The following is a 24,920-nucleotide window of genomic DNA, read 5'->3' as shown; positions in this document are numbered from 1 at the left end:
TCAGCGAGGTGGCATTATAGAGATTGCGATCACATTGGCAAGCCCTTTTTCTCGTTTTTTTTGATTTTTTTATCGTTTGGGTGTTTTTTATTCTAAAAGGCGAGTTTTCACTACTATTCTACCTCCATACACCCTGTAATCGCCCTGAATAAGGAAAAAAGATGAGCTCAATGAGAAGCTACAAAGGTATAAAGCCTGAACTTGGTGAGCGTGTTTACGTTGACCCAACCTCTGTTTTAGTCGGTGATATCCGAATTGGCGATGATTCTAGCATTTGGCCACTGGTAGCAGCGCGAGGTGATGTAAACCACATTCACATTGGTGATCGAACGAATATTCAAGATGGCAGTGTTTTGCATGTCACCCATAAGAACGCCGAAAACCCAAACGGCTACCCATTGATTATTGGTAATGACGTTACGATTGGCCACAAAGTGATGCTGCACGGTTGTCAGATCCACGATCGTGTTTTGGTTGGTATGGGAGCTATTGTTTTAGATGCTGTTGTAATTGAGTCAGAGGTGATGATCGGAGCAGGCAGTTTAGTGCCACCTGGGAAAGTATTAGAAAGTGGCTACTTATATGTTGGAAGCCCAGTAAAACAAGCTCGCCCTCTATCAGAAAAAGAACGAGCTTTCTTGCAAAAGTCTGCCAACAACTATGTGCAAAACAAAAACGACTACTTAAATGAAGTAAAAGACTTGAACTAAAGCCCTGTTAACCGATGATGATATGGCCTTCTTCGTTGAAGGCTTCATCTTCTATTAGCTCTTCAGCCATTTCTTCTAGGTCGAATCGGTAATCAGTAAACACTTTAATTGCCGCTTGCTCAGTTTCAATCAGTGAACCACTGAGCTTTTCTAACTTTTGTTTCGTCACAAAGCACTCTATTAGTGCGCCTGATTGTTGCGCCGAAAAGTTTACCGATTGTGATACTTCATCCCATGATTGAATATCTGGGAATAAGATGGATTGATTCATCGCTTATTGACCTTCAAGGTTCTTTCTTAGTTCTCTGAGAATTTGTTTGGCACCAGGACGTAAGCCACGCCAGAGCATAAAGCTTTCCGCAGCCTGCCCAACTAACATTCCAAGACCATCATACGCATGAGCGGCGCCATTATCTTTTGCCCATAAGTTAAAGCTCGTCACCCCTTTGCCATAAATCATGTCATAGCTTGTACTGTTAGCGGCAAAGATGGAGGATGAAATAGTCGGCAGTTCACCACTAAGAGAAGCGGATGTGGAGTTAATGATGACATCATACTCTTCATCAATACTTGCCATCTCTTTGGCGAGGATAGGACCGTGAGAGACAAACAGCTCTGCGAGCTCTTGTGCTTTACTAAAGGTACGGTTGGTAATGGTTAAAGAGGTCGGCTTTTGATCGAGTAGTGGCTTAATAACACCACGAGCTGCACCACCAGCACCAATAATTAGGATTCGCGCACCTTCCAATACAACCTGATGCTGAAGCAGATCTTGCACTAAACCTGCACCATCAGTGTTGTCACCGATGATTTCACCATCGTCTAACTTCTTGAGGGTATTTACCGCGCCTGCTAACTGAGCCCGTTCTGTCAATCGACTAGCAAATTGATAAGCATCTTCTTTAAATGGCATAGTGATGTTGCACCCCTTGCCACCTTCAGCAAAAAACACCTTCGCCGCGTCAATAAAACCATCAACAGGTGCACTTTCTGCGGTATACACCAAAGATTGATTAGTTTGACGAGCAAACAAGGTGTGAATGAATGGCGACTTACTGTGTCCGATAGGATTACCAAACACGGCATAGCGATCGATTTGCTGGGTCATTTCCTTACCTTTGTTCCTTACTTAGATATAGAGAAAACAGGGCCACCTGATTACAGATGACCCTATCACTATCTATCTATATAGAAAAGGAGATTCCGTGCTTACCACTCTCGGGGCGTTAGGTATCGCTCGTAAAGTTCAGCTTCTGGCGATCCCGCTTCTGGCTCGTAGCAGTACTCCCAGCGAGCGAGCGGCGGCATTGACATCAGAATCGACTCAGTACGCCCACCACTTTGTAAACCAAATAAGGTGCCACGGTCATACACTAAGTTGAACTCTACGTAACGGCCGCGACGATATAGTTGGAATTCACGCTCACGCTCACCATACTTGATCTCTTTACGACGAGAAACGATCGGCAAGTAAGCCTGGCAATAGCCTTCACCCACTGCTTTGATGTAAGCAAAACACTTATCAAATTCCCACTGGTTTAGATCATCAAAGAACAAACCGCCAACACCGCGAGTTTCATTACGATGTGGTAGGAAGAAGTATTTGTCACACCATGCTTTATGCTCTTGGTAAACATCGTCACCAAATGGTGCACAAAGCTGTTTTGCAGTGTCGTGCCATGATTGGCAATCTTCTTCAAATGGGTAGAACGGTGTTAGGTCAAAACCACCACCAAACCACCAAATTGGGTCTTCGCCATCTTTTTCTGCAATAAAGAAGCGGACATTGGCGTGTGAAGTCGGTACATAAGGGTTTTTAGGGTGAATAACCAAAGAAACACCCATCGCTTCAAAACGACGACCCGCTAGCTCTGGGCGATGCGCTGTCGCAGATGCTGGCATTTCTTTCCCTTCCACATGCGAGAAGTTCACGCCTCCCTGCTCGAAAACAAGGCCATCACGCAAAACACGTGAGCGACCACCGCCACCCAGACGCTCTCCTTTTTCACGTTGCCATGCATCTTCGACAAAGACGGCCTTTCCATCTTCTTGTTCTAACTGCTGACAAATGGAGTCCTGAAGTGACATCAAGAACTGCTTTACGGCGTGCTTATCGATCGCTGACATACGTTATTACCTATTACGTGAAACCTAATGATGGCTGGCTAGCAGGGTTAACCCTGTCTTAATATTTGTGAAGTTTTGGCGTCACGAATCTCGCTGGGTTTATCACGACCGCTGGTCTCGCCACGAAGAATGGCGACCAGCTTATCACCCAACTGCTCTTCGACTTCTTCCGTGGTCATACACGGTGGTAAGCTGGAGAGATTCGCGCTGGTAGAGGTTAACGGCTTTCCGAATGCATTACACATTTTTTGCACCAAAGGATGATCAGTCACACGAACCGCAATTGAATCAAACTGCCCTGAAACCCAGTTGGATACTTTATCGCTCGCTGGCATGATCCAAGTGTATGGGCCTGGCCAAGTGGCATGAACAGTCTGTAATTGTTCTTCAGTCAACTGAGATTCATCAATATAAGGCAAAAGCTGATCATAACTTGCCGCGATTAGAATCAGCCCTTTTTCTACCGGACGCTGCTTGAGCTCTAATAGCTTTTGAATTGCTTCTGGGTTATCTGGATCACATCCGACACCAAAAACCCCTTCTGTTGGATAGGCAATCACTTCGCCTTGCTTGAGTGCGTTGAGCACTTGTTCAAAGTTATCCACCGATTACTTCCTATTTGTTTGACTGTGTTGTTTTCACTAAGTGTACAAATATTCACTCTCAGACACTAAAGCAATTTTTTTATAAAATGTATCAATAGCGCCAACAACAAGACGCAAACGTTTGCTTGAGATAAAAATCCCCGTATAATGCGCACAAATTTATAGCTCACCTAATTTTTGCAGCTTAAAGGAGTTTGAGATGAAAGTCGGTATCATCATGGGTTCTAAATCCGATTGGCCAACCATGAAACTAGCAGCGGACATGCTAGATCAATTTGGCGTGCCTTACGAAACAAAAGTAGTGTCAGCACACCGAACTCCTCAATTACTGGCTGACTACGCTAGTGGCGCAAAAGAACGCGGCATCAAAGTTATCATCGCAGGCGCAGGTGGTGCAGCCCACCTACCAGGTATGGCGGCGGCGTTTACTAGTTTGCCAGTGCTTGGGGTTCCCGTTCAGTCTCGTGCACTGAAAGGTATGGATTCACTGCTCTCTATTGTACAGATGCCAAAGGGAGTTGCGGTTGGTACATTGGCGATTGGCGAAGCGGGCGCAGCAAACGCCGGTATCCTAGCAGCGCAAATCCTAGGCACTCATGATGAAAACATCATGGCGAAGGTAGAAGCATTCCGTAATGAGCAAACGGAAACAGTTCTCGCAAATCCAAACCCTGCAGAGGATTAATCAGATGCATGTACTGGTTCTTGGTGCGGGTCAGTTGGCTCGTATGATGTCTCTGGCTGGTGCGCCACTGAATATTCAAATTTCAGCTTACGATGTCAGCAGCGGTGATGTCGTTCACCCTTTAACTCAACAGGTACTTGGCCATGGCTTGGAAAATGCGATTACGCAAGTTGATGTGATTACTGCCGAGTTCGAGCATATTCCACATGACGTGCTAAAGGTTTGCGAAGCGAGCGGCAAGTTCCTACCAAGTACGCAAGCCATCAAAGCAGGTGGTGATCGCCGTATTGAAAAAGCACTGCTTGATGATGCTGGCGTGCGCAACGCGAAATACTACGTCATTGAAACTCGTGAAGACTTTGAGCGCGCAATTGAACACGTTGGTATGCCAATGGTTCTGAAAAGTGCATTGGGTGGCTACGATGGTAAAGGCCAATGGCGCTTAAAAGAAGCTTCTCAAGTCGACGACATTTGGACTGAGATGGCAGAGTGCATCGCGGCAACACCAACTCAAGCGATTGTTGCTGAAGAGTTTGTTCCTTTTAACCGCGAAGTATCACTAGTTGGTGCTCGAAGCAAAGATGGAAATGTGGAAGTGTACCCTCTGGCAGAGAATGTTCACACCAACGGTGTATTGAGTCTTTCTACTGCGATTGATGCGCCAGAGTTACAGGAACAAGCAAAGCAAATGTTCACGGCTGTCGCAGATAGCCTAGATTACGTTGGCGTATTAGCGCTTGAGTTCTTTGATGTCGATGGGGCACTTTTAGTGAATGAGATTGCTCCACGCGTGCACAACTCTGGTCACTGGACACAGCAAGGTGCAGAAACGTGTCAGTTTGAAAACCATCTGCGCGCAGTATGCGGCTTACCATTAGGTAGTACGAAATTGGTTCGTGAAACCTCAATGGTGAATATTCTTGGTGAAGATACGTTGCCAGAAACGCTGCTCGCCATGGATGGTTGTCACATCCATTGGTACGGCAAAGAGAAGCGCGAAGGGCGCAAAATGGGTCACATCAACGTATGCGGTGACTACCCAGGAGAATTGCACCGTAGGTTGTGCGCTCTCGCGAAGGTCTTAGATCCAATGACATTCCCAGCCGTGCACGAGTTTGCGAAACAAGCACAACGCTAAAATCTAGCCCCAAAAACCACAAAGGGTCGCACGATGCGACCCTTTTTAATTCCTTTGATGTATTTACCCTTGTTGAGTGTGCTGGCACTTACGGTTGGCACATTGCAATTTCACACCACTGGCGAGTTTCTTCTCCACCAACAACGTAAAACCACATTCTTCGCACCTCCCCTTTACCGGAGGGAGATTCACTGCAAATTTGCATTTAGGGTAGTTATCACATGCGTAGAAAGTTTTACCAAAACGCGTCTTACGTTCAACTAAATGACCTTTACCGCATTCAGGACACGCGTGGTGCTCTTGCGACTGCTTTTCTGGCTCAGGTTGATTAATCGACTCAATATGATGGCACGCCGGATAGTTACTGCAACCAACAAACATGCCATAACGCCCTTGGCGTAATACCAACTCGTTACCACAATCTGGACAAGGAACGCCAAGCTCTTTGACGATGTGTCCATCATTGTTGTGCAGGGCTTTGATGTAATCACAGCTTGGGTAGTGGCTACAGCCAAGAAAGGGACCGTGTTTGCCATGTTTGAGGGTCAACTCGCTGCCACATTTAGGACACGGCTCGTGTTCCAATGCGTGTTCATGGGCAGAGAAAAGGGTGTTGTCGATTTTACTACTCATACTTACCGTTTCGTGAAAAACACACCAAAAGACAAGCTCGCGTTCTTGCTAGCTAAACTCGAACTTGCCTAGATTGGGTTAGTGAAGAATCCCTTGTTCTTTGGTGTACAACAGCTCTTCCATTAGCGTATAAGCGTTTTCATTACCAGGCACATTAAACAGCACCATCAAAATGATCCATTTGAGGTCTTCAAGCTCAAACTCGCTCGTTTCTAGCCCCATCACTCGGTCAATCACCATTTCACGAGTTTCTGTCGTCAATACATTGATTTGCTCAAGGAACAATAAAAAACCTCGGCACTCCAAATCCAAACGCTGTATCTCTTTCGCAGTGTAGATACGAGTCGATGATGACGCGATACAAGCCGAAATCGCAGAAGATGTATCACTTTGCTGCAGCGCTGCGAGCTCTTCTAACCAGACAAGGGCTTTATAGATATCTTTTTGTTGGAAGCCAGCGCGAAGCAATTCTTCTTCCAACTCGTCTTGTTCGACCTGTAACTCTGCATCGCTATGGATGTAGGTTTCGAATAGATACATCAGTATATCCATCATCATAGCTAGCCCCTCCCCTTTCGAATATAGCCACCTGAAACCGCAACGACATGCCCAGAGAGTTCTAACTCTAAGAGCTGCATCATGACTTCTTGGACAGGTATATTGGTCCTGTTTGCAAGAATATCAACCGGTGTAGCTTCACTTCCTACGTTAGCTAACAGCTGAGGAAATGGCAATTCTTCTTCATCATTTAACGTAGAAAATAAATCAGTACTCTGATTAATAGACCAATCAAGCAAGGACTGTATTTCATCTAAGACATCTTTCGTCTTTTCTACGAGGCAAGCGCCATGACGTATCAACTGGTTTCCACCGCAGGCATTGGGGGCATTGATTGACGCTGGCAGCGCAAATACTTCTCGACCTTGCTCAAGCGCGTAACGAGCTGTAATTAACGAGCCGCTCTTTTTCGCCGCCTCGACGACCAGTACACCAAGCGATAATCCACTAATAATACGATTACGACGCGGGAAGTTTTCTGGGCGCGGCTTGGCATTAGGCCGAAACTCAGACACCAAAGCCCCATATTCAATAACACGTTGCGCTAAACCACGATGACGTGCCGGATAAATATTTTCTAAGCCAGATCCTAGCACCGCAATCGTCTTACCACCCGCTTGCAACGCACCATCATGCGCATGACCATCAATGCCTAAAGCGAGACCACTGGTGACAATAAAATCGTGCTGAACAAACTCTGCAGCAAACTGACGTGCATGCTGTAATCCATCAATACTCGCATTTCGACTGCCAACCATCGCGATTTGTGGCTGAGAGAGACAAGTAGGGTTTCCTTGAACAAAAAGTAGAGGTGGCGGTGCAACGATTTGTTTGAGTTGAGGTGGATAAAGCGGGTCAGTCAGTGTCAGGATATGATGATTTGTAGAAGCCTCAAGCCAGCTTAAACAAGCATCGACTTCTTTATCTGTTGAAGCCCAAGCTTGAATTTGCTTAGTTGTTAACCCAAGTTGTTGTAGCTGTTCAGGAGAGAAGTTTACGATGTTACGTGGCGTGTCTCTTGCCAGTAGCTTATTCATTTTGACGCCGCCAATGCCTGGTAAACAACTCAGTTTTAACCATGCAGCGAGATCATCGTTATTTCGTCGATTCATCGATGGTTAATTCGTCCGCCAACGGTGACACCACCGAAATATCTTGGTTAATGGGTTTCGTACTGTTAGTGATCAGTGCCAAGCTAAAGTACTCATAAGGACGAATGACCAGCAACTCACCAACTTTGCTTTGAGGCAAAGTAATTTTCTTATCAAGCACGCCAAACTCTTTCTTGAACTCATCGCCGTCTTTGTAAACTGGGTGCGCGTCTTCTTTTAAATCAAACACACTGCCTTGCTTGAGATTATCTGACGTGCCTTTATCAATCACCACGACTTGGTTAGTTGAACTAAAGCGAATACCTTCGATATTACCTAGCAACTTTGCAGAACTGCCTTGTGGCGACGGCAGCGGATAGAACGTAGTCGTGAAGTCAGTATTCTCAACCGATTGATTTGGCAACGCGATATCGTTACGTAGGATTTCTTGCATTTGCGATGTAAGCTTCAAACCTGAATAATCACTCGAAGCTTCAACGAGCTCGCCTTTGGCAATCAAACGCAGCGCGGTAATCTCTTCGGACACATCGTCACGCGAAAAGGTAGCTACTGGTCGGTAAATAGCCCAACCTGTCGCGGTCTGATTGCCATTGATATACAGCACATCTTCTGCAGTCAGATACTTACTGCCTTTGCTGCTACCCATCACTTTTGCTGCTCTGTTCAACGAATCTTTATCTAGCAACCGATCCGATTTGAGGTAAGGCATCACCAAACCTTCCGCGACCGTTGGTACGGCTTTCTTTTCTGTGATGCGAGCTTTCGGGCTCAGCTTCTTAACCGGTTTTAGGCTCAACACGGGCTGACCGTTAATCCACACCAAAGACAGCTTGTCTCCAGGATAAATTAAATGAGGGTTGTCGATTTCCGGGTTTACTTGCCATAAACGAGGCCACAACCACGGGCTATCCAAGTACATGGCCGAAATATCCCATAGCGTATCGCCCTTCACGACTACATACGTTTGTGGCGCATCATCTTTAACTGTCAGTGGGTTCGCATCCACATTTGCTACAGCGTTGAAAGAGAAAAGTAACGGCAACGTAACACTGGCAACGTTGCGGAAAATTCGATTCATGACCCTCGTCCTTGGTCTATTAAGCAGGAACCAGAATGGAAATTGGTGCAAGGATGCTGTCATTTAGGCTATAAAATGTCTAGAATTGAGCCAACAAGGTTTGTGCTGTTTCGGCACAGTTCAATATTTCGAGTGAATATGTCTGTATTACAAGTATTAACATTCCCGGATGATCGCCTGCGCACAGTCGCAAAGCCTGTTGAAGCGGTGACACCTGAGATTCAAAAAATCGTCGATGACATGATTGAAACCATGTACGACGAAGAAGGTATTGGCCTTGCTGCAACGCAGGTTGATATCCACAAACGTATCGTAGTGATTGATATTTCAGAAACTCGCGATGAGCCGATGGTGCTAATCAACCCTGAGATTCTGGAAAAGCGTGGCGAAGATGGCATCGAAGAAGGCTGTCTGTCGGTACCAGGTGCACGCGCACTTGTGCCTCGCGCTGCAGAAGTTACCGTTAAAGCACTGGATCGTGATGGCAAAGAGTTCACCTTTGAAGCCGACGACCTGCTAGCGATTTGTATTCAACACGAGCTTGATCACCTACAAGGTAAGCTATTCGTGGATTACCTATCACCACTGAAACGCAAACGCATTCAGGACAAGCTAGCAAAAATCAAACGCTTTAACGAGAAGCAGCAAAACGCTTAATCTCGAACCATACCAATTAGAAGGAAGTCTACCTTGAGTCAGTCTTTACGTATTGTCTTTGCAGGTACTCCGGATTTCGCCGCCCGTCACTTGGCGGCGTTGTTGTCTTCGGAGCATGAAGTCATCGCGGTTTACACAAACCCAGATCGTCCAGCGGGTCGTGGCAAGAAATTGGCTGCGCCACCGGTAAAACAACTGGCGCTGGAACACAACATCCCGGTTTACCAACCTGAAAGCTTTAAGTCCGACGAAGCGAAACAAGAACTTGCCGATCTGAACGCCGACCTCATGGTTGTCGTGGCGTACGGTATGCTACTGCCACAAGCGGTTCTTGATACCCCTAAACTGGGTTGTATCAACGTACATGGTTCTATCCTACCTCGTTGGCGTGGTGCGGCTCCAATCCAACGCTCTATTTGGGCGGGCGATGCAGAAACTGGCGTGACCATCATGCAGATGGACATCGGTCTCGACACTGGTGATATGCTGAAGATTGCAACTCTGCCAATCGAAGCGACAGATACCAGCGCTTCAATGTACGAAAAATTGGCTGAGCTTGGTCCAGAAGCCCTGATTGACTGCCTAGCAGACATTGCTGCGGGTAAAGCAGTGCCAGTGAAGCAAGACGATGAGCTAGCGAACTATGCGAAAAAGCTCAGCAAAGAAGAAGCACGCATCAACTGGAACGACGATGCGGCGCACATTGAGCGCTGCGTTCGTGCATTTAACCCATGGCCAATGAGCCACTTTGAGGCGGCAGAAAACAGCATCAAAGTATGGCAAAGCCGTGTGGCAGAGCAAACCAGTGACAAGCCAGCCGGCACCATCGTACAAGCAGATAAAACCGGTATTTATGTTGCGACAGGCAACGGCGTACTGGTGCTAGAGCAACTGCAAGTTCCTGGCAAAAAAGCCATGTCAGTTCAGGATATTCTGAATTCGCGTGCGGCTTGGTTTGAAGTTGGCACTCTGCTGGTTTAAGCCATACTAGGGGTTATCATCCCCAATAATACGAACTTTTAGAGGGCAGAGATGCCCTCCTTTACTTTAAGGTACTCATCATGAATGTTCGCGCTGCGGCTGCTAACGTCCTGTATCTTGTCGTCGACAAGGGCCACTCACTTTCAAGCGCTCTTCCAGCGGCTCAACAAACGGTACGACCTCGTGACCACGCTCTGTTACAAGAGATCTGTTACGGTGCGCTACGTTACCTCCCTCGCCTAGAAATGATCGCAAACCAGTTGATGGATAAGCCGCTCAAAGGCAAACAACGTGTATTCCATCACCTAATTCTGGTTGGTATTTACCAACTGAGCTTCATGCGTATTCCTGCGCACGCAGCTGTCGGTGAAACGGTTGAAGGCACTAAAGAGCTGAAAGGTCCTCGTCTGCGTGGTTTGATTAACGCTGTATTGCGTAACTACCAACGCAACCAAGAAGAACTCGACCAAATGGCCGTCAGCAACAACGCTGGCAAGTACGGTCACCCGAGCTGGTTACTAAAACTGCTGCAAGAGGCCTACCCACAGCAATGGGAAAGCATTGTTGATGCGAACAACCAAAAAGCACCAATGTGGCTGCGTGTGAACCATCAACACCACACTCGTGATGAATACCTTGCGCTGCTCAAAAATGAAAACATTGATAGCACGCCACACACAGAAGCAATGGACGCCATAAAATTGGCCGCACCATGTGACGTGATGAAGCTACCTGGTTTTGAAAAAGGTTGGGTTTCGGTCCAAGATGCGGCGGCGCAGCTCTCGATCAACTATCTAAAACCACAAGACGGCGAACTGATTTTAGATTGCTGTGCAGCGCCAGGTGGCAAGACGGCGCACATTCTAGAACGCACGTCAGGCAGTGAAGTGGTCGCGATTGACTGCGACGACACACGCTTGAAACGTGTGCATGAAAACCTGAAGCGTCTCAACCTTCAGGCAAAAGTGGTTTGCGGTGATGCGCGTAATCCACAAGAATGGTGGCAAGGCGAGCAATTTGATCGCATTTTGCTGGATGCCCCATGTTCTGCGACTGGCGTGATTCGTCGTCACCCAGACATCAAATGGCTACGTCGTGCAGACGACATCACCGCATTAGCAGAGCTGCAAAGTGAAATTTTTGATGCCATGTGGACGCAACTGAAGCCCGGCGGCACCATGGTTTACGCGACTTGTTCAATCACACCGCAAGAAAACGTGGAGCAAGTAAAAGCGTTTTTAGCACGTACCGCGGATGCGCAACTGCTGGATTCTGATCCCGACCAGCCTGGCCGTCAAATTCTACCAGGCGAAGAAGATATGGATGGTTTCTACTACGCAGTGCTAACTAAAACACACGCGTAACAGCATGCTAAATAGGGCGATTGAAGTGATTTCAATCGCCTTTTTCAGATACGAGAAAAGAGTATGAAGATCATTATTCTTGGTGCAGGTCAGGTTGGCGGCACACTGGCAGAAAACCTAGTGGGTGAAAACAACGACATCACCATCGTCGACAATAATGCCGACCGACTGCGTGAATTGCAGGACAAATACGACCTACGTGTGGTCAATGGCCATGCGAGCCATCCAGACGTGCTACACGAAGCTGGCGCGCAAGACGCCGATATGCTCGTCGCAGTAACCAACACTGATGAAACCAACATGGCCGCCTGTCAGGTCGCGTTCACTCTATTCAATACCCCAAACCGCGTTGCGCGTATTCGCTCTCCAGAATATCTAGCCGAAAAAGAAGCCCTGTTTAAATCTGGTGCTATTCCTGTTGATCACCTTATCGCACCAGAAGAACTCGTTACGAGCTACATCGAACGTCTGATCCAATACCCAGGCGCGCTGCAAGTGGTGAGCTTTGCTGAACAGAAAGTCAGCCTAGTGGCGGTAAAAGCCTACTACGGTGGCCCGTTGGTGGGTAACGCGCTGTCTGCTTTACGTGAGCACATGCCGCACATCGATACCCGTGTGGCAGCGATTTTCCGTCAAGGCCGTCCGATTCGCCCACAAGGTACCACCATCATTGAAGCTGACGATGAAGTGTTCTTCGTTGCAGCAAGTAATCATATTCGCTCAGTGATGAGTGAGCTTCAGCGCCTAGAAAAACCGTACCGCCGCATCATGATTGTTGGCGGCGGTAACATCGGCGCAAGCTTGGCAAAACGCCTAGAGCAAACTTACAGCGTGAAGCTGATTGAGCGTAACTACCAGCGTGCAGAAAAGCTCTCTGAGCAACTAGAAAACACCATCGTGTTCTGCGGTGATGCGGCAGACCAAGAGCTTCTCTCGGAAGAGAACATCGACCAAGTCGACGTCTTCATCGCGCTGACCAACGAAGATGAAACCAACATCATGTCTGCAATGTTGGCAAAACGCATGGGCGCTAAAAAAGTGATGGTGCTGATCCAACGTGGCGCTTATGTAGACCTGGTACAAGGCGGCGTAATTGATGTAGCAATCTCACCTCAGCAAGCCACTATTTCAGCCTTGCTAACGCACGTTCGTCGCGCTGATATCGTAAACGTATCCTCACTTCGCCGCGGCGCTGCGGAAGCGATTGAAGCCGTCGCTCACGGTGATGAAAGTACATCTAAAGTGGTTGGACGTGCGATTGGAGATATAAAGCTTCCACCTGGGACCACCATTGGTGCTATCGTTCGTGGCGAAGAAGTTCTTATTGCCCACGACCGTACGGTCATCGAGCAGGATGACCATGTGGTGATGTTCCTGGTCAACAAAAAATACGTATCAGACGTCGAAGCGCTATTCCAGCCGAGTCCATTCTTCCTCTAGGATTTTCCTATGGTCAACTTACGTCCCGTACTGTTTGTTATCGGGCTGGTTTTATCCAAACTGGCCCTGTTTATGTACGTGCCGACTTTGGTCGCTTTCTTTACCGGTACGGGGGGATTCCTCGATTTCGCCCAAGCCGTTGTGATCACGCACCTTGCCGCCTTCATCTGCCTGACGATCGGTCGCACCGCCAAGTTCAAACTCAGCGTACGCGATATGTTCCTCATCACCAGTTTGGTTTGGACCATCGCGAGTGCGTTCGCCGCCTTGCCATTTGTGTTTATCAACCACATCAGCTTCACCGACGCCTACTTCGAAACGATGTCGGGTATCACCACGACGGGCTCAACGGTGCTCAGTGGCCTAGACAACATGGCGCCGAGCATATTGCTGTGGCGCTCTATTTTACAATGGCTTGGTGGCATTGGTTTTATCGTGATGGCGGTAGCAGTGTTACCTATGCTGAATGTCGGTGGTATGAAGCTATTCCAAACCGAATCATCAGATTGGTCGGATAAAAGTAGTCCAAGAGCGAAAACGGTCGCCAAAAACATCGTAGCGGTTTATTTGATGCTAACGGGCCTATGTATTTTGGGCTACTTGATCACCGGCATGAACCTGTTCGAAGCAATCAACCATGCCTTTACTACGCTATCGACGGGTGGATACTCTACATCTGATGGGTCAATGAACCACTTCTCTAATGGCGCACATTGGGTGGCCACTACCTTTATGTTCTTAGGTGGTTTGCCGTTTTTGCTCTTTATCGCCGCATTACGTAAACGCCGTATTGATGTGTTGGTTAACGACGCTCAAGTTAGAGGATTTGCGTACCTGTTCGTATTCTCAAGCTTAGTGATTTCAGCTTGGCTAGTGATTCGAGATGGGTACACCATTTTGGATGCCCTGCGAGTGTCGATGTTTAATATTGTCTCTGTCGTCACCACAACTGGCTTTGGCTTAGAAGACTTCACCGCATGGGGCGCATTACCCACAACTCTTTTCGCATTCTTAATGATGGCGGGAGCATGCTCAGGATCAACGTCTGGCGGGATCAAAATCTTCCGCTTCCAAATTGCGATGACGCTGCTAAACAAACAAATGATGAAGTTGATTCACCCTTCAGGGGTGTTTGTACAGCGTTATAACCAGCGACCGGTGAATGATGATATTGTTCGCTCAGTGGTGGCATTTGGCTTGATGTTTTTTATCACCATTATCTTTATCGCGGGTTGTTTAAGTGCACTTGGCCTCGACCCTGTGACCAGTATTTCTGGCTCAATCACCGCCGTTGCCAATGTTGGCCCTGGTATGGGCAGTGTGATTGGCCCGACAGGCAACTTCGCGCCTCTGCCCGATACTGCCAAATGGCTCTTAAGCTTTGGGATGTTAATGGGCCGCTTGGAAATTCTGACTATTCTTGTACTGTTCTTTCCTGCGTTTTGGCGCCGCTAAGCAGACTCTAATTAAAAGGTATAACAATGAAAACATGGATTACTCTGGCGACCCTACTTGCCGCCTCATCCACATACGCCGCCGAGGTCATCACTTTAGCCGATGGTCGAGAAGTGAAGTTGAACGATGACTTTACCTGGGAATACGTCATGAAAAAAACGGCGCAGCAAGCGACGGAGACACAAACAACAGCAAGCGTAGTTGAAACAATCGCAGCTCCTGCGATTGCGACAATCCCAGTGATAACGAAAACCGTTGGCACGACCGTGGTGGTAAACGCCAAAAAGCCAACCATGCAGCTATCAGATTCAGGTGTGGATGTATTGATTGGTTCAGCAAGCTATCAAAGCGGTGAGCTTGTTTTACCTACATCAATCACTAACCAAAGCTCTCAATCTGTCATTCAAGTGGAAGTTGAGGTGCAAGTGTTTGATATGTCTGGTCAGCAACTGGCAAAAGAAAACGTGACTGTTTGGCAATCCATCAAGCGCATGGCGGATACCTACCTGCGACCTCAGCAAGCGGAGCAAGGTAAGAGCATAAAACTGGCTGTACCGCAATCACAGCAATACCAGTTTTCTGCCAAAGTGCTAGAGGTAAAAACTCGCTAATACGTGTTTAATATTCTTTGTTGAGCCTATCGGCTAGATAGGCTCAACAAAGTAATAAATAGCAAAGAAATGGCACACGCAGCCAGCCAAAACAAAGCCGTGCCAAATCGCATGGTTAAAGGGAATGCGCTTCGCAACGTAGAAAATCACGCCCAGTGAATACACAATTCCACCAGCGGCAAGCAGTGTAAGTCCGCCGACATCCAAGTTGATCGCCAACTGATAAATCACAATCAACGATAACCATCCCATCACCAAATACGTCATCAAAGAAAGCTTTTTAAATCGATAGACGAACGCAACTTTCATGATGATGCCGATCAACGCAATGCTCCAAATAACGATCATCAACCCAAATGCTAGAGGTGTTCTTAAGCTGACTAACAAGAAAGGGGTATAGCTGCCTGCTATCAAAAGATAAATAGCACAGTGGTCGAAGGTTTTTAGCCAACGTTTCGCTTTGGGATGAGGGATCGCATGATAGAGCGTCGAGGCCAAAAATAGCACGATAATACTCGCACCATAAATCGCCATACTGGTAAGCGTTAAAGTGTCAGCTTGATGGTCTATGGCTTTAACTAACAGCAGTATCAAGCCAACAATACCAAAAATCATCCCTATACCGTGGGTGATGGTATTGGCCAGTTCTTCACGTTGACTGTATTGAGGTTTCTGCAGCTCGGACATCAATGCGCCTATACTAGAGTTTGAAATTTGCTCTAGTATGGCACATTAGGCTTACACGTGTAAGCTTAAATTAAGACTCATGAACGGCAGTAGTTTGATCGAGATAATTGAGTACCAGTTCGCCAACTTGATCTGGCTTAGTCGTGGCAGGGATGGTCAGCTCTCGCTTGAGTTTGCCACTACCCAGTAAGCTCGCGAGCATGCCACCTTGCCCCTTGCGTGTGCGGTCAACTTCAAACCACAACTTGAGCTCTTGCTCACTGCGGTGGGCAACAAATTCTAATTCGCGCCACACGCCGTGGTAAGGTCCGTCGGTTGGCACCAGTTCAAACTCTTGCACAAATGGTAGATCGAATCCTTTCACTTCCTCGCATTCCACCTGGCGAATTCGTAAACCTTGCGCTTCAAATGCAGATAGTACCGCATCCATCAGTGGATCAGGTCGGACGGTGAGGATGTCTTTATCAGTCGGATCCAAAGCAGCAGCAACGTCTAAGCCAGTTTCTAACCATACTTTGGCATCACCAATGGTGATAGGCGTGTTCCAAGGCACATCGAGCTTAACATCGAAGGTACGCTCTTCGCCGGAATGGATGGTAAATGCGTAAGGGAGACTCCACTTAGCAAGCACATGAGTTTGAGGTACTCGGCGCATGCTGTGTCCTTCTCGCGCACCACGGTCATCAGGGGCTTCTGCGATGTAGCGGCAACAGAGTTTTAAATCAATGTTGTCGATCGCTTGTTCAGTCGCACCACCATATACATGGATAGACACATCCACACTTTGACCTGGGTATAGCACGTCTTGGTTTAAGATTGAGTCGACCTTCGCGCTCCCAATCCCAAAACTGGCAAGTGTCTTCTTCAAAAATGACATAGGCACCTCCTTCATCGAGATCTCATACTACTACTGCTGATCGTGGGATCAAACAAAAATTGCCTCGAACATCGCGACAAAATGACAAAATCTAAACAATTCAATTGCTCAACTATCGACCAATTATTACAAGGATGCTAATCTTACACTTGATATGCATGCATATCGGTATTCCTGACTCATTAACTGGATTGGCGAGAGCCAGAAGAGTGATTCTTCAATCTTGTTGGAGCCTAGCTCATAATGATTCAGGCCATTACATCGGCAATGGATATGCCTGACAGTTAGGTAAATTAATGCGCCCAACAACAGTCAGGTTCGCACACACTAATACTAGTGCAATGCGCCGCCGCAGTGGCTTTACTACTGCACCAAAGGCAAAGCAAGTTGCGCCAGCAATGACATTGGTTGAGAAGACAGCAATGATGTCGAGTGTTCCGGCCAAAGTTATCAAAGCAGCTTAATCAAAAGCGCGGCGCCAGCTGCGCTTTTTTCTTTGCACGCAACTCATAAAACTTCAAAGACTTAGAACAAACCACGGTGAAAGAGATCGTTTTTCCTATTTGGTCTTAGCAAAGCAATTTGGTACCTTTACTGCTAATTACACCTATAAATTCTGTGGAGAAAGAAATGAAGTGTCATCGCATTGAAGAGCTGCTTGAGCTACTAGAGCCTGAATGGCATAAAGATCAGGAGCTGAACCTATTGCAGTTCATCGTTAAGCTGGCAAAAGAAGCAGGCTATGAAGGAAAGCTAGAAGATCTGACCGACGATGTACTGATCTACCACCTTAAAATGCGTAATAGCAGCAAAGATGAAATGATCCCTGGACTCAAAAAAGACCAAGAGGACGATTTTAAAACGGCGATCCTACGCGCTCGTGGCATCATCAAATAACCAGCTCAACAGCCAGTATTCTTTAAGCGACTCTCTCTGTGAGTCGCTTTTTTATAACCAAAGTTTTTAGTCCCACAATTGGTTATAACTGTTCAGCCAATTATCAGGTTAACTGTACTGATTTTTGTTGTTAAACATTGACTGCGTTAAAGAAACGGAATTGTTATTGATTGTATAATCGCCGTTCATCAGTATTTACTAAAATAATTATGTTCGGTCATCTTTATGACGGAACGAGCAGCAATGTCATCGAGCGACATCAATAGAAATGACGCCGTACATTATAAAAGCCTAAGAAGGATGAGTGCATGAGTCAGGACAAGATCGATATCAAAGATGTGACTCCTAAAACCTATAATCCCAAAACCCACAAAGGAAACGGGGATCGGTTTAACCCAAGTAATCGCATCTATGTACGCGAAAGTAAAGGAACTTACCAGAAACTGCGTCGTTACGGTGGTTGGTTCTTACTACTTCTCTTCGCTTTGATACCGTGGATTCCTTACGGTGAACGTCAAGCGATCTTGCTTGATATTGGCAACCAGCAGTTCAACTTTTTCGGTACCACACTGTACCCACAAGATCTTACCCTACTCGCCTTGCTGTTTGTGATCGCGGCGTTTGGGTTGTTCTTTATTACCACCTTCTTAGGTCGGGTTTGGTGTGGCTATCTCTGCCCACAAACCGTCTGGACCTTCATGTATATCTGGTTTGAAGAGAAGCTCGAAGGTAGTGCCAATAAACGCCGTAAACAAGACTCCAATAAGCTGACGGCGAATTTAGCGATGCGCAAAACCATCAAACATATAGCTTGGTTTGCCATTGCGCTCGCCACTGGTTTTACTTTTGTTGGCTACTTCGTTCCAATGAAGCAATTGGTTATCGACTTTTTCACTTTTAACGCCAACTTCTGGCCCGTCTTTTGGGTAATGTTCTTTGCCATTTGTACTTACGGTAATGCTGGTTGGATGCGTTCCATCATGTGTATTCACATGTGTCCTTACGCGCGCTTTCAGTCTGCCATGTTTGATAAAGACACCTTTATCGTTGGCTATGATGCAAAACGTGGGGAAAAACGTGGCCCACGTCCGCGTAAAGCCGATCCAAAGCAACTTGGTTTGGGTGATTGTATTGATTGTGATTTGTGTGTGCAGGTGTGCCCAACAGGTATCGATATTCGTGACGGCTTGCAGTATGAATGTATCAACTGTGGCGCCTGTATTGATGCGTGTGACAACACCATGGATCGCATGGGCTACGAGAAAGGCCTAATTAGTTACACCACCGAGCATCGCTTATCGGGTAAGAGTACCAAAGTCATGCGTCCGAAGCTGCTAGGCTATGGTGCCGTACTACTCGTCATGGTCGGTCTTTTCTTTGCCCAAATTGCAGCGGTAGACCCAGCCGGCATGAGTGTTATTCGCGACCGTAACCAACTGTTCCGCGTTAATAGCTCGGGAGAAGTAGAAAACACCTACACCCTCAAGGTGATCAACAAAACTCAGCAAGTGCAAGAGTACTCGTTGGATGTTGAAGGGCTATCCGATGTAAGCTGGTATGGTAAGCAGACAATTCAGGTCCAGCCAGGTGAGGTATTGAACCTGCCAATGAGTCTTGGTGCCGATCCTGACAAGCTAAACTCTGCGATTACGACAATTCAGTTTATACTCACCGATAAGAGCAACGAATTCACCATTGAAGTAGAAAGCCGTTTTATTAAAAAACTATAGTGCTACTTCAGTGACTAACGGAAAAAGGCTCAGTAATGAGCCTTTTTGTTTATATGTCCCAAAGTATGTTTAACTTTGACGCCCTTACCCCAGACTTTATGTGGTACGCGTTAGAGAGCATCGGCGTTCGCGCAGAATCAGGCTTTCTTCCCCTCAATAGCTACGAAAACCGTGTGTATCAATTTACCGATGAAGAGCGTCGTCGTTATGTCGTCAAGTTTTACCGTCCTGAACGTTGGAGCAATGAGCAGATCCAAGAGGAGCACGACTTTACTTTAGAGCTGATTGGCAATGAGATCCCCGTCGCACCTCCTGTGCGCATCAACGGTGAAACCCTGCATCACTATCAAGGCTATGCTTTTGCGCTGTTTGATAGCGTGGGTGGTCGCCAATACGAGGTTGACAATTTAGATCAGCTCGAAGGTGTAGGGCGTTTCCTTGGCCGCATCCATAAAGTCGGCAGCCGCCAAGCGTTCCAACATCGCCCTACGATCGGCTTACAAGAATACCTGTATCAACCAAGAGAGATTCTGCAAAACGCCAATATGATTCCAATGCACTTGGAGAACAGCTTCTTCAATGACTTGGATATGCTGATCAAATCAATTGAAAGCCACTGGCAAGAAGGCTTCAATATGATTCGTTTGCATGGCGATTGCCACCCAGGCAATATTTTGTGGCGAGATGGCCCTATGTTTGTTGATTTGGATGACGCTCGTAACGGCCCTGCAGTACAAGACTTATGGATGCTACTGAACGGTGAACGCCAAGACAAACTGATGCAGTTGGATATTGTTTTAGAGGCTTACCAAGAGTTTTGCGACTTTAATCCTGCAGAATTGAAACTAATCGAGCCACTTCGCGGTCTACGAATGGTGCACTATATGGCATGGCTAGCAAAACGTTGGCATGACCCTGCATTTCCTCTCGCTTTTCCATGGTTTAATGAGCCAAAATACTGGGAAGGTCAAGTCCTTGCATTTAAAGAGCAGATCGCCGCTTTAGAAGAAGCACCGCTGTCTTTAATGCCTCAATGGTAAGTCAGGCCAAAAATTCAAAAATGGAGATATTTCGATGAAAAAACTGTTCGCACTGTTTTCTATGCTGATGTTAAGCCTGTCGGCACATGCAGCGCAATTCAAAGAAGGTGAACATTACAAAGTATTGGATCTTGAGGCATCAAAAAAACCTCTTGTGACGGAGTTTTTCTCTTTCTACTGCCCGCACTGTAATAGCTTTGAACCAGTTATCCAGCAACTGAAAAAGCAGTTGCCAGAAGGTACTAAGCTATTAAAAAACCACGTTTCTTTCATGGGTGGCAACATGGGCCCATCAATGAGCAAAGCCTACGCAACGATGGTTGCACTAAAAGTGGAAGACAAAATGGTGCCAGTGATGTTTAACCGCATCCACAATCTAAAGAAAGCACCACGTAATGATGAAGAACTTCGTCAAATCTTCCTTGATGAAGGTGTAGATGCGAAAAAATTCGATTCTGCATTCAAAGGCTTCGCGGTTGATTCAATGGTTCGCCGTATGGACAAGCAATTTGAAAACAGCGGTCTAACCGGCGTTCCTGCGGTTATCGTTAACAACAAATACCTAGTTCAAGCACAAAGCATCAAAACGATGGATGAGTACTTCTCTCTGGTGAACTACTTGCTGACACTAAAATAAGCACATCGATATCAATCAAAAGGGGAACACGTCGCTCCCCTTTTGTTTATTTGTAAATCTCTTGTAGTAACCGATCTTTTTCTTGCCACACATCCCCCAACCATTGCTGAAATTGTCGCTTATAGGGCTTATCGTTGAAGTAATCACCAAGCACTCTTTCATCAACGGGTAACACATTTACACGCACAACCACCTTGCTCATGCGGCCCATCAATAAATCCTTGAACGGTTTATGCGTATTTTCTGGGTACGCCAACGTAACGTCGATAATGCTCTCGAACTGTTCACCCATCGCCGCTAACGTGTACGCAATCCCTCCCGATTTTGGTTGCAGCAAATATTGATAGTTTGCTTTACTCTTACGCTGCTTTTCTTCGGTAAATCGGGTTCCTTCGACATAGTTAACCACTGTGGTTGGAGTGTGTTTGAATTTAGCGCACGAGCGACGTGTCGTTTCTAAATCTTGACCTCGCTTATGAGGGTTGCGGATCAGATACTCTCGCGAATAGCGACGCATAAATGGCATATCGAGCGCCCAACACGCCATCCCGATGAAAGGCACATACAGCAGTTGTTGCTTGAGGAAAAACTTCGGCATGGGAATACGGTCTTTAAACACGCAGCAAAGCACAACAATATCTGTCCAACTGAGATGATTACTGATCAGCAGATACCACCCGTCTTTTTTAAGCGCTTCACCGCCCTGAACATCCCACTCAACACGGTTAGATACCGCCAGAATGCACGCATTAACGGTAGCCCATAACCACATCACCTTATTGGCACAAGCGGTCGCTATCGCTTTTAGCTTTACGCCAGGAAGCAATATTTTAAATACAGCGATAACACAAATTGCGAGTGAACAAACCGCAGAATTGAGAATCACAAAAGAAGCGTTAAAAAAAAATAACAAATATGCCAACATGATAGTCAAACAACAGTGATAATGTGTGAAGAATAAAACAGCGTGTAATTATACTGCGCCTTTGCCACATTGGAACATGCGTGGAAATGGTCAGATTTGTTACCGCAACCAATATGTGCACCACTCATTCGACAACAAGGAGATAACGAATGAAACCAAGGCTACTTCTCTTGCCTTTGGCCTTTGTCGTCAGTTCTGCTCAGGCTCAACTCGCTGAAACCGCAGGTTTTGGCGGTGAAATTTCGCTGAATGCCGGATTCATATCATCAGAATCCAATTTCAATACAGAAAATAGTAACACCATCGATTCTCTCGATAAGCGTGCCGATAGTGACAGTTCCGTTATCGCTGCACCGCTAGGGAGTGTGACATACACCTTTGGTAGCCGACTCAACCACCAAGTTTACGCCGGTACCACACGCTCAGATGTCGCGGTAGGTACACTCGCTTTTCAGTTGGGCTATCAACACGAGCTACAATCTGGCACCGTGCTCGATGTTTCCTATCTGCCGACGGTACTCAAAGGCGAAACTTGGCGCAACCCTTATCAAGTAGGAACCGCACGTAAAGAGACGGATGTTGACGGCAATGCGTATCGCTTTCAGATCAAAGGGTTGATTGATAAGAACTTCAACCTTGATCTTGCTTATGCTGATAAAGACATCGAGCAGGAGGAAGTGACAGACCGCTCACTTGCTCGCGATGCTAACCTTTACTATGTCAAAGGCGACTATCGCATTCCACTCAACCAAACATCTATGTTGCAACCCGCTTTCACCTACATCAATCAAGATGCCGACGGTAAGGCGGAGTCATTTGATTCGTACGGATTTGACATTAGCTGGTTTAAATTTATCAACCGTCATCGATTGGCCCTCACCGCGGGTTATGCATGGAAAGACTATCAAGCAGCTAGCCAAACTTTTGCTAAAACACGAAATGACGACACCATCAGCCTATTTGCGGCCTACGAATATCAAAACGTATTTGACTGGCAAGACTGGTCGTTCATTTCTTTAGCCGGCTATAGCCAAACTGACTCGAATATCACGTTTTATGAGGAGAAAGAGTACCTATTGTCGCTTGGTCTCAACTACACCTTCTAACGTCCTTCATCGCAACAAGGTGCTTACAACACTTGTTGCGATGACACTTTGCTGTCTATACCACTTGCGCCGTAAGCTGTTTCAGCAAACGGTCCATCGCTCGATACCCAAGCGCCTCGGCCAAGTGCGTTCGTTCAATTTGCTCCGCCCCATCCAGATCGGCGATTGTTCGCGCCACTTTGATAATACGATGATATGCACGAATCGAGAGCCCTAAACGATGCAAAGCGGTTTCAAGAAACTCAGCATCACTCTTATGCAAGGGACAAAACGCCTCAATTTCTCGACTACCTAGCAGTGCATTGACCTTACCACTGCGGTTTAGCATATTGTTACGCGCATGGCTCACACGCGCTTTTACGATAGCAGTCGGCTCACCGCGATCACCACCTTCTGCTAATGTCCCTTTGGGCAAAGCTGGGATTTCTAAAGACATATCAAAGCGATCTAACAGTGGTCCAGATAATCGACCAAGGTAGCGCAAAATAGCTTGTGGATTGGTGCGCGCTTGATTGCCTTCGTAATATCCTGTCGGGCTTGGGTTCAAGGCTCCGACTAATTGGAAACGAGCCGGAAAGCGTGTTTTACCTTGCGCTCGAGAGATAATGATCTCTCCAGATTCGAGCGGTTCGCGTAACGAGTCCAGAACTTTACGATCAAATTCGGGCATTTCATCGAGAAACAATAACCCGTTGTGGGCTAAAGAGATCTCCCCTGGTCTGGGTACCGAACCACCGCCAACTAATGCCGCCATTGAACTTGAATGATGCGGAGAACGAAACGGACGCGACTTCCAGTTATGCTCATTAATTTCACTCTGAGTCAACGATGCCACCGAAGCGGTTTCCATTGCTTCTTCGTCACTCATTTCCGGTAATAAGTCACACAAACGCGAAGCCAACATCGTTTTTCCAGTACCTGGCGGGCCAAGGAAAAGTAAGTTGTGGTTTCCAGCGGCAGCAATCTCCAGTGCTCGCTTACCTTGTTGTTGGCCAATAATATCTTGTAAGTCTCGACCATGTTTTTCGATCGTTTTTCGCTTAGGCGTTTGAAAAAGATTCAGTCGATGTTGACCACAAAGCTCGGCACATACTTCCAGTAATGATTGGGCCGATTTATGTTGTTCCTTCCCCACCAGCGCCGCCTGATCGCCATTCACATGTGGGACGACCAAATGACGTTGAATCTTACTGGCTTCCAGCGCAGCAGGCAGCACACCTTTTACAGGTCTCAGACCACCAGATAACGCTAACTCACCAACAAATTCGTAGTTTTTGAGCTTATCTGTCGCGATTTGCTCCGAAGCAGCCAAAATTCCCAATGCAATAGGAAGATCAAAACGCCCTCCCTCCTTGGGTAGATCTGCCGGAGCCAAGTTCACGGTGATCCGCTTAGCAGGAAATTGAAAGTTAGAATTAATGATCGCACTGCGTACGCGATCTTTGGACTCTTTTACCGTTGTCTCTGGCAAGCCTACTAAGGTAAACCCTGGCATGCCGTTGCTGATATGAACTTCTACACTAACCGATGGCGCTTGCACCCCGACGCTTGCTCGACTATGAATGATTGCCAGCCCCATACGTTCCTCAATTTTTTTGAACACTCTGTAAACAAATGTTTTATCTAGTTGGTTATGTTATATACCGCGTCCCAATTGAGAGTTAATGTGAAAAAAGAATGACTTTTTGCTTGTCATGCAGCGGAATTGTGTGATACCACTAATGACGCAAACAATTTCGTAGAACATTACACAACATTTTTTAACGAAAAAAGAACGACAGACAGATGAACCTTTTCGCTCATATCAACGCACTGCTAGCCCTGATTATCGTGGTCATTATTGGCACCGCGCGGGGTATTGTGGGCG

The 24,920-nt window shown here is 46.7% G+C and carries 27 protein-coding genes; 15 read left to right on the top strand and 12 right to left on the bottom strand.

The genetic code is table 11. The annotated features are described in order from the left end of the window. Positions 1 to 161: 161 nt before the first annotated feature. Entirely contained in the window at positions 162 to 710 is a 549-nt protein-coding gene (locus R8O70_RS20970) for a gamma carbonic anhydrase family protein (protein ID WP_033906568.1), read from the top strand. A gap of 7 nt (positions 711 to 717) precedes the next feature. Here the strand turns inward: R8O70_RS20970 and R8O70_RS20965 are convergent, their stop codons facing one another. The 4 genes from R8O70_RS20965 to R8O70_RS20950 form a co-directional block, all read right to left on the bottom strand. Beyond that, a complete protein-coding gene (locus R8O70_RS20965) occupies positions 718 to 981 on the bottom strand; it encodes a DUF1488 domain-containing protein (protein ID WP_005379090.1) in 264 nt (87 codons plus the stop codon). Between the two features lie 3 nt (positions 982 to 984). Further along, a complete protein-coding gene (gene aroE / locus R8O70_RS20960; RefSeq protein ID WP_033906569.1) occupies positions 985 to 1,818 on the bottom strand; it encodes a shikimate dehydrogenase in 834 nt (277 codons plus the stop codon). Between the two features lie 101 nt (positions 1,819 to 1,919). Then, the gene (hemF, locus tag R8O70_RS20955) at positions 1,920 to 2,837 is read right to left on the bottom strand and encodes an oxygen-dependent coproporphyrinogen oxidase (protein WP_017635615.1); all 918 of its coding nucleotides are present in this window, start codon (positions 2,835 to 2,837) and stop codon (positions 1,920 to 1,922) included. A gap of 47 nt (positions 2,838 to 2,884) precedes the next feature. Continuing rightward, positions 2,885 to 3,442, bottom strand: coding sequence for an L-threonylcarbamoyladenylate synthase (locus R8O70_RS20950; protein ID WP_033906571.1), 558 nt, complete (start codon positions 3,440 to 3,442; stop codon positions 2,885 to 2,887). Positions 3,443 to 3,641: 199 nt separating this feature from the next. On the opposite strand from R8O70_RS20950, the gene purE reads away from it, so the two are divergent. Both purE and R8O70_RS20940 read left to right on the top strand, forming a co-directional pair. Next, complete coding sequence (purE, locus tag R8O70_RS20945; protein WP_033906572.1) at positions 3,642 to 4,127, top strand: 5-(carboxyamino)imidazole ribonucleotide mutase; 486 nt, start codon at positions 3,642 to 3,644, stop codon at positions 4,125 to 4,127. Between the two features lie 4 nt (positions 4,128 to 4,131). Continuing rightward, the gene (locus R8O70_RS20940; protein ID WP_033906573.1) at positions 4,132 to 5,265 is read left to right on the top strand and encodes a 5-(carboxyamino)imidazole ribonucleotide synthase; all 1,134 of its coding nucleotides are present in this window, start codon (positions 4,132 to 4,134) and stop codon (positions 5,263 to 5,265) included. A gap of 63 nt (positions 5,266 to 5,328) precedes the next feature. Here the strand turns inward: R8O70_RS20940 and R8O70_RS20935 are convergent, their stop codons facing one another. The 4 genes from R8O70_RS20935 to R8O70_RS20920 form a co-directional block, all read right to left on the bottom strand. Next, positions 5,329 to 5,898, bottom strand: coding sequence for a type I DNA topoisomerase (locus R8O70_RS20935; RefSeq protein WP_005386647.1), 570 nt, complete (start codon positions 5,896 to 5,898; stop codon positions 5,329 to 5,331). Positions 5,899 to 5,976: 78 nt separating this feature from the next. After that, positions 5,977 to 6,456: a DUF494 family protein gene (locus R8O70_RS20930; protein ID WP_031823674.1), complete on the bottom strand. Its 480-nt coding sequence runs from the start codon at positions 6,454 to 6,456 to the stop codon at positions 5,977 to 5,979. Positions 6,457 to 6,458: 2 nt separating this feature from the next. Further along, positions 6,459 to 7,568: a DNA-processing protein DprA gene (dprA, locus tag R8O70_RS20925; RefSeq protein WP_318184338.1), complete on the bottom strand. Its 1,110-nt coding sequence runs from the start codon at positions 7,566 to 7,568 to the stop codon at positions 6,459 to 6,461. Next, a complete protein-coding gene (locus tag R8O70_RS20920) occupies positions 7,552 to 8,646 on the bottom strand; it encodes a LysM peptidoglycan-binding domain-containing protein (protein ID WP_017821578.1) in 1,095 nt (364 codons plus the stop codon). The genes dprA and R8O70_RS20920 overlap by 17 nt, the downstream gene beginning before the upstream one ends. 138 nt (positions 8,647 to 8,784) lie before the next feature. Here R8O70_RS20920 and def point away from each other — a divergent pair, with 138 nt between their 5' ends. The 6 genes from def (at position 8,785) to R8O70_RS20890 (ending at position 15,154) form a co-directional block, all read left to right on the top strand. After that, positions 8,785 to 9,303 (top strand): peptide deformylase, encoded by a 519-nt coding sequence (gene def / locus R8O70_RS20915; protein WP_064368875.1) that lies wholly within the window; start codon positions 8,785 to 8,787, stop codon positions 9,301 to 9,303. A 33-nt stretch (positions 9,304 to 9,336) separates the two neighbouring features. Continuing rightward, positions 9,337 to 10,284: a methionyl-tRNA formyltransferase gene (fmt, locus tag R8O70_RS20910; RefSeq protein WP_005461453.1), complete on the top strand. Its 948-nt coding sequence runs from the start codon at positions 9,337 to 9,339 to the stop codon at positions 10,282 to 10,284. A gap of 80 nt (positions 10,285 to 10,364) precedes the next feature. Then, positions 10,365 to 11,648, top strand: coding sequence for a 16S rRNA (cytosine(967)-C(5))-methyltransferase RsmB (rsmB, locus tag R8O70_RS20905; protein WP_258624148.1), 1,284 nt, complete (start codon positions 10,365 to 10,367; stop codon positions 11,646 to 11,648). Positions 11,649 to 11,711: 63 nt separating this feature from the next. Further along, positions 11,712 to 13,088, top strand: coding sequence for a Trk system potassium transporter TrkA (trkA, locus tag R8O70_RS20900; RefSeq protein WP_005379062.1), 1,377 nt, complete (start codon positions 11,712 to 11,714; stop codon positions 13,086 to 13,088). 9 nt (positions 13,089 to 13,097) lie between these two features. After that, positions 13,098 to 14,543 (top strand): TrkH family potassium uptake protein, encoded by a 1,446-nt coding sequence (locus R8O70_RS20895; protein ID WP_017821575.1) that lies wholly within the window; start codon positions 13,098 to 13,100, stop codon positions 14,541 to 14,543. Between the two features lie 26 nt (positions 14,544 to 14,569). Then, positions 14,570 to 15,154 carry a DUF3157 family protein gene (locus tag R8O70_RS20890; protein WP_017821574.1) on the top strand — a complete coding sequence of 195 codons (585 nt, stop codon included), beginning with the start codon at positions 14,570 to 14,572 and terminating at the stop codon, positions 15,152 to 15,154. A 33-nt stretch (positions 15,155 to 15,187) separates the two neighbouring features. On the opposite strand, the gene trhA is transcribed toward R8O70_RS20890, so the two are convergent. Further along, positions 15,188 to 15,841, bottom strand: coding sequence for a PAQR family membrane homeostasis protein TrhA (trhA, locus tag R8O70_RS20885; RefSeq protein ID WP_005379047.1), 654 nt, complete (start codon positions 15,839 to 15,841; stop codon positions 15,188 to 15,190). Between the two features lie 70 nt (positions 15,842 to 15,911). Next, a complete protein-coding gene (locus tag R8O70_RS20880; RefSeq protein ID WP_031781056.1) occupies positions 15,912 to 16,718 on the bottom strand; it encodes a sporulation protein in 807 nt (268 codons plus the stop codon). A gap of 296 nt (positions 16,719 to 17,014) precedes the next feature. Here R8O70_RS20880 and R8O70_RS20875 point away from each other — a divergent pair, with 296 nt between their 5' ends. The 5 genes from R8O70_RS20875 to R8O70_RS20855 all read left to right on the top strand — a co-directional run bounded on the left by R8O70_RS20875 (position 17,015) and on the right by R8O70_RS20855 (position 21,022). Next, a complete protein-coding gene (locus R8O70_RS20875) occupies positions 17,015 to 17,182 on the top strand; it encodes a hypothetical protein (protein ID WP_005379043.1) in 168 nt (55 codons plus the stop codon). Between the two features lie 166 nt (positions 17,183 to 17,348). Next, the gene (locus tag R8O70_RS20870) at positions 17,349 to 17,615 is read left to right on the top strand and encodes a YihD family protein (RefSeq protein WP_017821571.1); all 267 of its coding nucleotides are present in this window, start codon (positions 17,349 to 17,351) and stop codon (positions 17,613 to 17,615) included. Between the two features lie 308 nt (positions 17,616 to 17,923). Further along, positions 17,924 to 19,345 carry a cytochrome c oxidase accessory protein CcoG gene (gene ccoG, locus R8O70_RS20865; protein WP_042523886.1) on the top strand — a complete coding sequence of 474 codons (1,422 nt, stop codon included), beginning with the start codon at positions 17,924 to 17,926 and terminating at the stop codon, positions 19,343 to 19,345. 53 nt (positions 19,346 to 19,398) lie between these two features. Next, on the top strand, positions 19,399 to 20,385 hold the full coding sequence (locus R8O70_RS20860; RefSeq protein ID WP_005379037.1) for a serine/threonine protein kinase: 987 nt from the start codon (positions 19,399 to 19,401) through the stop codon (positions 20,383 to 20,385). 34 nt (positions 20,386 to 20,419) lie between these two features. Continuing rightward, on the top strand, positions 20,420 to 21,022 hold the full coding sequence (locus R8O70_RS20855) for a thiol:disulfide interchange protein DsbA/DsbL (RefSeq protein WP_005379036.1): 603 nt from the start codon (positions 20,420 to 20,422) through the stop codon (positions 21,020 to 21,022). Positions 21,023 to 21,068: 46 nt separating this feature from the next. Here R8O70_RS20855 and R8O70_RS20850 read toward each other — a convergent pair whose 3' ends face one another. Continuing rightward, on the bottom strand, positions 21,069 to 21,947 hold the full coding sequence (locus tag R8O70_RS20850; RefSeq protein ID WP_005379035.1) for an acyltransferase: 879 nt from the start codon (positions 21,945 to 21,947) through the stop codon (positions 21,069 to 21,071). A gap of 149 nt (positions 21,948 to 22,096) precedes the next feature. On the opposite strand from R8O70_RS20850, the gene R8O70_RS20845 reads away from it, so the two are divergent. Then, a complete protein-coding gene (locus R8O70_RS20845) occupies positions 22,097 to 23,053 on the top strand; it encodes a DUF2860 domain-containing protein (protein ID WP_005379034.1) in 957 nt (318 codons plus the stop codon). Positions 23,054 to 23,108: 55 nt separating this feature from the next. On the opposite strand, the gene R8O70_RS20840 is transcribed toward R8O70_RS20845, so the two are convergent. Further along, positions 23,109 to 24,632, bottom strand: coding sequence for a YifB family Mg chelatase-like AAA ATPase (locus R8O70_RS20840; RefSeq protein ID WP_258624151.1), 1,524 nt, complete (start codon positions 24,630 to 24,632; stop codon positions 23,109 to 23,111). Positions 24,633 to 24,920: the final 288 nt, after the last annotated feature.

Origin of the sequence: Vibrio sp. 779(2023) (assembly GCF_033344285.1) — a bacterium.
Classification (GTDB): domain Bacteria; phylum Pseudomonadota; class Gammaproteobacteria; order Enterobacterales; family Vibrionaceae; genus Vibrio; species Vibrio alginolyticus.
The sequence above is the reverse complement of the archived record's forward strand: the minus strand, read 5'-3'. Positions and strand labels throughout refer to the sequence as shown.

Excerpts from the sequence above, each read along its gene's own strand:
- R8O70_RS20875 (WP_005379043.1), top strand. The coding sequence starts at position 17,015 with ATGCGCCCAACAACAGTCAGGTTCGCACACACTAATACTAGTGCAATG.
- R8O70_RS20895 (WP_017821575.1), top strand. The coding sequence starts at position 13,098 with ATGGTCAACTTACGTCCCGTACTGTTTGTTATCGGGCTGGTTTTATCC.
- aroE (WP_033906569.1), bottom strand. The coding sequence starts at position 1,818 with ATGACCCAGCAAATCGATCGCTATGCCGTGTTTGGTAATCCTATCGGA.
- R8O70_RS20930 (WP_031823674.1), bottom strand. The coding sequence starts at position 6,456 with ATGATGATGGATATACTGATGTATCTATTCGAAACCTACATCCATAGC.
- R8O70_RS20880 (WP_031781056.1), bottom strand. The coding sequence starts at position 16,718 with ATGTCATTTTTGAAGAAGACACTTGCCAGTTTTGGGATTGGGAGCGCG.
- R8O70_RS20845 (WP_005379034.1), top strand. The coding sequence starts at position 22,097 with ATGAAACCAAGGCTACTTCTCTTGCCTTTGGCCTTTGTCGTCAGTTCT.
- R8O70_RS20935 (WP_005386647.1), bottom strand. The coding sequence starts at position 5,898 with ATGAGTAGTAAAATCGACAACACCCTTTTCTCTGCCCATGAACACGCA.
- R8O70_RS20855 (WP_005379036.1), top strand. The coding sequence starts at position 20,420 with ATGAAAAAACTGTTCGCACTGTTTTCTATGCTGATGTTAAGCCTGTCG.
- trkA (WP_005379062.1), top strand. The coding sequence starts at position 11,712 with ATGAAGATCATTATTCTTGGTGCAGGTCAGGTTGGCGGCACACTGGCA.
- rsmB (WP_258624148.1), top strand. The coding sequence starts at position 10,365 with ATGAATGTTCGCGCTGCGGCTGCTAACGTCCTGTATCTTGTCGTCGAC.
- R8O70_RS20860 (WP_005379037.1), top strand. The coding sequence starts at position 19,399 with ATGTCCCAAAGTATGTTTAACTTTGACGCCCTTACCCCAGACTTTATG.
- R8O70_RS20890 (WP_017821574.1), top strand. The coding sequence starts at position 14,570 with ATGAAAACATGGATTACTCTGGCGACCCTACTTGCCGCCTCATCCACA.
- trhA (WP_005379047.1), bottom strand. The coding sequence starts at position 15,841 with ATGTCCGAGCTGCAGAAACCTCAATACAGTCAACGTGAAGAACTGGCC.
- R8O70_RS20970 (WP_033906568.1), top strand. The coding sequence starts at position 162 with ATGAGCTCAATGAGAAGCTACAAAGGTATAAAGCCTGAACTTGGTGAG.
- dprA (WP_318184338.1), bottom strand. The coding sequence starts at position 7,568 with ATGAATCGACGAAATAACGATGATCTCGCTGCATGGTTAAAACTGAGT.
- R8O70_RS20850 (WP_005379035.1), bottom strand. The coding sequence starts at position 21,947 with ATGTTGGCATATTTGTTATTTTTTTTTAACGCTTCTTTTGTGATTCTC.
- R8O70_RS20840 (WP_258624151.1), bottom strand. The coding sequence starts at position 24,632 with ATGGGGCTGGCAATCATTCATAGTCGAGCAAGCGTCGGGGTGCAAGCG.
- R8O70_RS20940 (WP_033906573.1), top strand. The coding sequence starts at position 4,132 with ATGCATGTACTGGTTCTTGGTGCGGGTCAGTTGGCTCGTATGATGTCT.
- R8O70_RS20870 (WP_017821571.1), top strand. The coding sequence starts at position 17,349 with ATGAAGTGTCATCGCATTGAAGAGCTGCTTGAGCTACTAGAGCCTGAA.
- ccoG (WP_042523886.1), top strand. The coding sequence starts at position 17,924 with ATGAGTCAGGACAAGATCGATATCAAAGATGTGACTCCTAAAACCTAT.
- R8O70_RS20920 (WP_017821578.1), bottom strand. The coding sequence starts at position 8,646 with ATGAATCGAATTTTCCGCAACGTTGCCAGTGTTACGTTGCCGTTACTT.
- def (WP_064368875.1), top strand. The coding sequence starts at position 8,785 with ATGTCTGTATTACAAGTATTAACATTCCCGGATGATCGCCTGCGCACA.
- hemF (WP_017635615.1), bottom strand. The coding sequence starts at position 2,837 with ATGTCAGCGATCGATAAGCACGCCGTAAAGCAGTTCTTGATGTCACTT.
- purE (WP_033906572.1), top strand. The coding sequence starts at position 3,642 with ATGAAAGTCGGTATCATCATGGGTTCTAAATCCGATTGGCCAACCATG.
- R8O70_RS20965 (WP_005379090.1), bottom strand. The coding sequence starts at position 981 with ATGAATCAATCCATCTTATTCCCAGATATTCAATCATGGGATGAAGTA.